Origin of the sequence: Candidatus Chordibacter forsetii (assembly GCF_964187505.1) — a bacterium.
Classification (GTDB): Bacteria; Verrucomicrobiota; Verrucomicrobiia; order Opitutales; family Seribacteraceae; genus Chordibacter; species Chordibacter forsetii.
In genome coordinates this window covers 1-6,076 of sequence record NZ_CAXLML010000229.1, presented here as the reverse complement: position 1 = coordinate 6,076, position 6,076 = coordinate 1, and the positions used below count along the sequence as shown (strand labels likewise).

Genomic DNA, 6,076 nt, shown 5'->3' with positions numbered 1-6,076 from the left:
CCTCATGGTGGAGACTGCCTCAGAAAGTCCATGCTCAATAGACCGGCAAATAATACTGTGACCGATATTAAATTCGGTCACCTTGTTTAATTTCTTGGCACCGGTTACATTTTCATAATTAATTCCGTGCCCAGCATTAACCTGCAATCCAAGAGAAAGCCCCACATCCATACCTACCTTAAGAGTGGAAAATTCTTTATCACGCATTTCTGGATTCGGCCAAGCTCGAGCAAAACTCCCCGTGTGTAACTCCACCCAAGGTGATTCTATTTTGGCGGAAGCTTCCAATTGAAGGGGATCTGGATCAATAAACATACTAGTAGGTATATTTTGTTGGGTAAAAGCTTCAACCGCTTCTCTTGAACGCTGCAAATTACCCACCACATCCAGCCCGCCTTCAGTGGTTACTTCCATTCGGTTTTCTGGAACCAGGCACACGCTGTCCGGCTTGAGGGAAAGAGCAAGTTCAACCATTTCTGAGGACAAGGAAACCTCCAGATTCAGCCGGGTTTTTTTTCGTTCTAAATACCTTTGTACATCTTCCACCTGAACATGACGGCGGTCCTCTCGAACATGCATGGTTATACCATCCGCACCGGCGTCCTCTGCCAACCAGGCCATGGCAGCAGGATCAGGTTCCACAAAGCCACCATGGGTGTTAGCTTCGTCTCGGTATCTAGCCTGTCGCAAAGTTGCAACATGATCAATGTTCACTCCTAATAAAATCACTACAACCGATAATAAGTTTTTTTAGGCCAAACTCAATCGACTTTGCTCAAATTTGTTCGATTGCTGGATCTTTGGTTCCTTCAGAATATTTCGCAGAAAGCGGGCACGATGATGTTCTGTGGGACCTTGTTCTTCCAAAGCCTTCAGATGAACGGGTGCTCCATATCCCTTGTTCGATGCAAATCCATAATGAGGAAATTGGCGATCCAGTTGCCGCATACTTTGATCACGGGTGACCTTGGCCAACAGAGAGGCCATGGCCACAGCCAGAGAAATAGTATCTCCCTTGATCAATCCCATGTGACGAATAGGTAAGCGTTTCATCGGCCGACCGTCTACCAGCACCCGCCACTGCAAATCCTCTGTAACATCCTGAGTAAATAAATCTGCCTCGTGTTTCTTAGAGGGGAGCCAAAGCCCATTGCTTATTACAGATGCTGCCTCCATTGCCCGTTGCATGGCCAAACAAGTCGCCCCGACAATGTTATGCTCTTCAATTTCCTCAACCGTTGCCGAGCCTGTAGCTCCAAAGAGTTTCCCTTCAACTATCAAGCTTTGTATTTTTTGGAAAAGGATATTTCTTTCCCCTTCAGAAAATTGCTTGGAGTCATTTATTTTTTCGACCGCTTTTCGATTTTTTGAGTCAGCAAAAAACGAACTTGGCAAGATTGTACAACCTGCCACCACTGGTCCTGCCAAGCATCCCCGACCTGCCTCGTCTACTCCCACAATACCTGACACTCCTTTGACGAGTTTGCGATCATGAGTCCATCGCGGATTAGGCATTATTTTCTTCTCCAATTCGGATTCCAAGCCTTTTTAGCGGGCGGAGTTTTGCCCATCGCCTCATAAGCTGTCTTGAAATGAAGTTTACAAAACTCGCCCATTCGCTCCTCCCCGAGCTGTTGAAATAATTCCCGGGCCGCCTGTTTGGCTTGAGAACCTGAGCCCTTCGGTAAGGTACGACCGGATAATTCCTCAAGTTTTTTCATTTGTTCGAGCCAGGTAGCCCGAGCGATAATGGAGGCCGCGGCCACCACCGGATCTTCCTCCGCCTTGGTTCTCATCTTTAAATCAAAGGTGGAATCCTTGACATACTGTTGAACAAGTGGCTGCTTGGAAAATTGATCGAGGAGTCCCCATTTTGGCTGCCTTACTTCCAAGGCATCCAAAAGAGCACGACCATGCAACCATGCAAGTAACTTGTTTAAATTCTGCCCAAATTTATCATAAAGTTCATTGTATTTGGGCATGCCAGAATAAGCGGTCTTTACGACTACACCTTGAGTTTCTTTAATCTGCTTTGCCATTTTAACAATGGCTCCATCTGTTATGGTCTTACTATCTCGAATGCCTGCATCCATCCACTTTCGTACCATATCTCCATCTGCGATAACACAGGCAGAAACCACTGGGCCGAACAAATCGCCCTTTCCACTTTCATCCAGACCGGCATGTGGATCAAACCATTCCGGATTATTGACCTCTTCATAACCAAGCAAAAATTCACCGGTTACTTCAGGTTCCAAAATATTACTAACAAAATCCTCCGTTTTTCCTCCCTGCACCACGAGTTTGCCACTTTCATAAGCAACCACCTTTACCCCATCTCCATTAAAGGCATGCCGGGCGTATGGAACCTCCCGGGTTGGCCAACCTCGCCCCTCTAATGCTGCGCCCAGCTTGTCCATCTGTCCACCGGTCAATTTGAGGGTGTAGGAGGTTTTCTTTTTTGTTTGCTTGCCTGATTGATTATTTGCCGGACTTGCCATTTCACCCTTATCCATGAGAAAGAGAGTTAAAAAACGCAACAGCCAAGCATGGAAAAATCTCTTAAAACCACATGGATTCAATCCGAAGAAAAGCTCGGACAATATCGAATTGCACTGCTTAGCTGGTTTGACGAACAAAGAAGGGATCTTCCTTGGCGACAAGATCCTTCCCTATACAAGACTGTGGTTTCGGAATTTATGCTTCAACAAACAAGGGTATCCACAGTCATTCCCTATTTTAAAAATTGGTTAAATAAATTCCCCGATTTTTATTCTCTCAGCCAAGCTGATGAGAAAGAGGTTCTTAAAGCCTGGGAAGGATTGGGTTATTACTCCCGTGCCCGCAATCTTCACCAATTGTCCAAAACCGCCGCAAACTGGAAACATCCACCATTGTCTATAAAAGAGTGGCAATCTCTGCCCGGAGTCGGGCCCTACATTGCCGCTGCAGTTACCAGTATTTCCTTAGATCAACCCGAAGCTGTTTGCGACGGGAATGTGGTGCGGGTACTCAGCCGACTCTTTGCCATTTCCGAAACTTTTAAGGACGGTTCAACCGCACAGAAAAAACTTCGTCCATTGGCCCAAAAGCTTATTAATATCGGTCGCCCCGGAGATTATAACCAGGCAGTCATGGAAGTCGGTGCAACCGTTTGCCATCGTTCATCTCCCTTGTGCTCAATCTGCCCGATTCTTTCCCACTGTGAGTCAGGTAGAAAAGGGGACTGGGAAGACCGTCCCAAAATCGCCCGCAAAGCAAAACAAACAGCCTGTATTCGGAGGTACTGGATTGAGTCCCAAAGCAGTCTGTTAGTTCATGCCTCAAAAAAAACACGACTGCAAGGAGTCTATGAACTGCCCGACAAATTACCTTACTCAGGAAATTTCAAGGATCTAAATAGCCAGGTTTTGGCTATCCGTAAGCGAACCATTGGTCGTATCGAATACACCGAGGAAATTCATCAACCACCCCAAATCCCTCTTTTGCCAGATCCCCTACCCGAAGGATATACTTGGATGAAATGGTCGGAACTAAAAAACTTCACTCTCTCAGCTCCTCACCGAAAATGGATTGAGGAACTATGGGTCTAACGATTTCTCCAAAAGTAAAAGATACACGGAATAAAAGCGACCAAGGTTCCATAGAAATAAATCTGCCAAACTTCTTTAAAAAAATAGGTGTATGAAAGAAGAAAGACTGAACAAAGCAGGGTGACAAAGGAGGGGTGTTTTCTAGAATATTTATAGTACCCCAGACCTATTGCGAAAAAGATCAAAATACCGAACAATCTTTCAAAACTCACGGTTTACAAAAAGACTAATTTCGAACAACTTCCACAAACTCTTGGATGACTCCATCAAAAGATCCATTGGAAAAAAACACCACCATTGATTTGAGTTTCGAAGCACTATCAAATTCATCTCTAAGAAAGTCTCCCATTTTACGGTTGCTTTCAAAGGCATTTGCTAGCCTTCCCTTTGCCTTGATAAACTTTACAATCTCTTGGGTATCTATTCTTTTTTCTGGAGCAATTCGTTCGACCCTGTGAACTTGTCCAATCAAGGCATGATCAGCCAATGCGAGGGACTCCGCGAAACGATCCTGAAAAACATTGGTCACCGCGGTATTACTACGGGGTTCAAAACAGGCAATAATTTTTCTGTCTGGCCAACGGGACCGCAGGGATTCCAATGCTCCAGAAATTGCGGTTGGATGATGGGCGAAGTCGGATAAGACCAATAAATTTTCCTGGTCTAATAAAACTTCCTGACGGCGCTTCACTCCCCGACAGTTCGAATAATCAATTTCTTTGGTTCCTAAAAATGGATTTTCAAAAACAGACTGCTTTTCCCGATCAAAAGATTGAACGAGGGACGCGGACAACATAGCCATCGCTAAATTTCGGGCATTAAAAAGACCGGGCATGCCAAACCTTATCTGCCTGACCAATTTTCCCCGCCAAACCAAATCAAACTGGCTCCCAGTTGTATCTTCATTAAAGTTGGCAATTACCAAGTCGTTGGATTTTTCCACGCCAACAGAAAATACTTCAGTCCATGGAGAATCAGGCAAGGCGAGCAGGTTAGGATCATCTCCATTTCGTAAAACATATCCATTCGATGGAACAATCCGTAAGAGATGAGAAAAACTGCGTGATATATCTTCCAAGTCCCGAAAAATATCTCCGTGATCAAATTCCAGGTTATTGAGAACCAATATGCGTGGACGATAATGGATAAATTTGCTGCGTTTATCAAAAAATGCGGAATCATATTCATCTCCTTCAATTACAAAGGGGGCAGACAAACCACCAAGTTCATTACCAGCAGGCAGGTCGAGCGGTACTCCTCCAATCAAATAACCAGGATTTATCGCGGATGAATGTAAGGAATATGCGGCTAGTGCTGTGGTTGTGGTTTTTCCATGAGTTCCTGCAACCACAATGGAAGAACGGTTTCCAATCAAATCCTCGCCAATTAATTGAGGCAAAGAAACAAATGGAGTCTCTCGATCAATTAAAAGTTTTTCTACCTGTGGATTTCCCCGGGAAACTGCATTGCCCACTACCACACGGTCTGGCTGCCAGTTAGTCATTTCTTCTTCAGCAAAGCCTTCAAATAATTGAATGCCAGAATCTTCCAACACCTCGGACATAGGTGGATAAACCCCAGCATCGGAACCCGCCACTTCGTGGCCCATTTTTTTGAGCAATACAGCCGCATTACCCATAGCCGTTCCACATATTCCAATAAAAAATACCCGCATAGAAACATTGAAAATAGGGCGGATGGAAGAAAGGCAAAGACAAATTGCCTCGACTTCATCAAATGATTCAAGAAAACCAATAGAGAATGAATGAAAAAAACCTTAACATTCTCGTCCTTGGCAGTGGTGGGCGCGAACACACACTTGCCAAAATCTGTTCTCAAAGTCCCCTCGTTGATGAGGTTTTAGTCGCTCCTGGCAACGGAGGTATCGAGCAGGAATTCCGTGTCCTTCCCCTAGCTGTGGAAGACAACGAAAGTATTTTAAATATAGCGAAAGAGGAAGAGATCGATCTTGTAGTGGTCGGCCCCGAAGTTCCTCTCTGCAATGGGGTGGTCGACGCCTTGAATGAAGCGGACGTCCTTGCCTACGGGCCCAATGCTGCCTGTGCAAGACTCGAGGGAAGCAAAGCATTCTCCAAAGACTTTCTTGCCCGACATAACATTCCGACCGCTGAATATGGCAATTTTTGCGAGGTCGAACCCGCACTTAAATATTTACAATCCTGCGCCCTCCCCGTGGTGGTAAAAGCTAGTGGCTTGGCCGCCGGTAAGGGCGTGATTATTTGCAACAGTAAAGAGGAAGCGGAAACAGAGATACACGACATGCTTAGTGGGAATCGTTTTGGTGCAAGCGGAAGCGAAGTGGTGATCGAAGAATTTCTAGAAGGAGAGGAAGCCTCCCTCCATTTAATTTGTTCAGGTGAAAATTATGTTACTCTGCCCATGAGCCAGGATCATAAAAAGGTGGGCGAAGGAGATACGGGTCCTAACACCGGGGGAATGGGAGCTTATGCACCCACATCATT

At 45.4% G+C, this 6,076-nt stretch carries 6 protein-coding genes; 2 read left to right on the top strand and 4 right to left on the bottom strand.

Translation table 11 applies throughout. The features are described from left to right. The 3 genes from ACKPQ4_RS09775 to rnhC all read right to left on the bottom strand — a co-directional run. A partial coding sequence (locus ACKPQ4_RS09775) for a pyridoxine 5'-phosphate synthase (protein WP_407680996.1) occupies positions 1 to 729 on the bottom strand: 729 nt, incomplete at its 3' end. Positions 730 to 750: 21 nt separating this feature from the next. Further along, positions 751 to 1,515, bottom strand: a complete 765-nt coding sequence (locus tag ACKPQ4_RS09770; protein ID WP_407680995.1) for a ribonuclease HII — start codon at positions 1,513 to 1,515, stop codon at positions 751 to 753. Beyond that, positions 1,515 to 2,516: a ribonuclease HIII gene (gene rnhC / locus ACKPQ4_RS09765; protein WP_407680994.1), complete on the bottom strand. Its 1,002-nt coding sequence runs from the start codon at positions 2,514 to 2,516 to the stop codon at positions 1,515 to 1,517. The genes ACKPQ4_RS09770 and rnhC overlap by 1 nt, the downstream gene beginning before the upstream one ends. Positions 2,517 to 2,549: 33 nt before the next feature. On the opposite strand from rnhC, the gene ACKPQ4_RS09760 reads away from it, so the two are divergent. After that, positions 2,550 to 3,593: an A/G-specific adenine glycosylase gene (locus ACKPQ4_RS09760; RefSeq protein WP_407680993.1), complete on the top strand. Its 1,044-nt coding sequence runs from the start codon at positions 2,550 to 2,552 to the stop codon at positions 3,591 to 3,593. A gap of 226 nt (positions 3,594 to 3,819) precedes the next feature. Here ACKPQ4_RS09760 and ACKPQ4_RS09755 read toward each other — a convergent pair whose 3' ends face one another. After that, the gene (locus tag ACKPQ4_RS09755) at positions 3,820 to 5,268 is read right to left on the bottom strand and encodes a UDP-N-acetylmuramate--L-alanine ligase (RefSeq protein ID WP_407680992.1); all 1,449 of its coding nucleotides are present in this window, start codon (positions 5,266 to 5,268) and stop codon (positions 3,820 to 3,822) included. A gap of 86 nt (positions 5,269 to 5,354) precedes the next feature. Here ACKPQ4_RS09755 and purD point away from each other — a divergent pair. Further along, positions 5,355 to 6,076, top strand: a 722-nt coding sequence (purD, locus tag ACKPQ4_RS09750) for a phosphoribosylamine--glycine ligase (RefSeq protein WP_407680991.1), incomplete at its 3' end; no start/stop codon positions are given.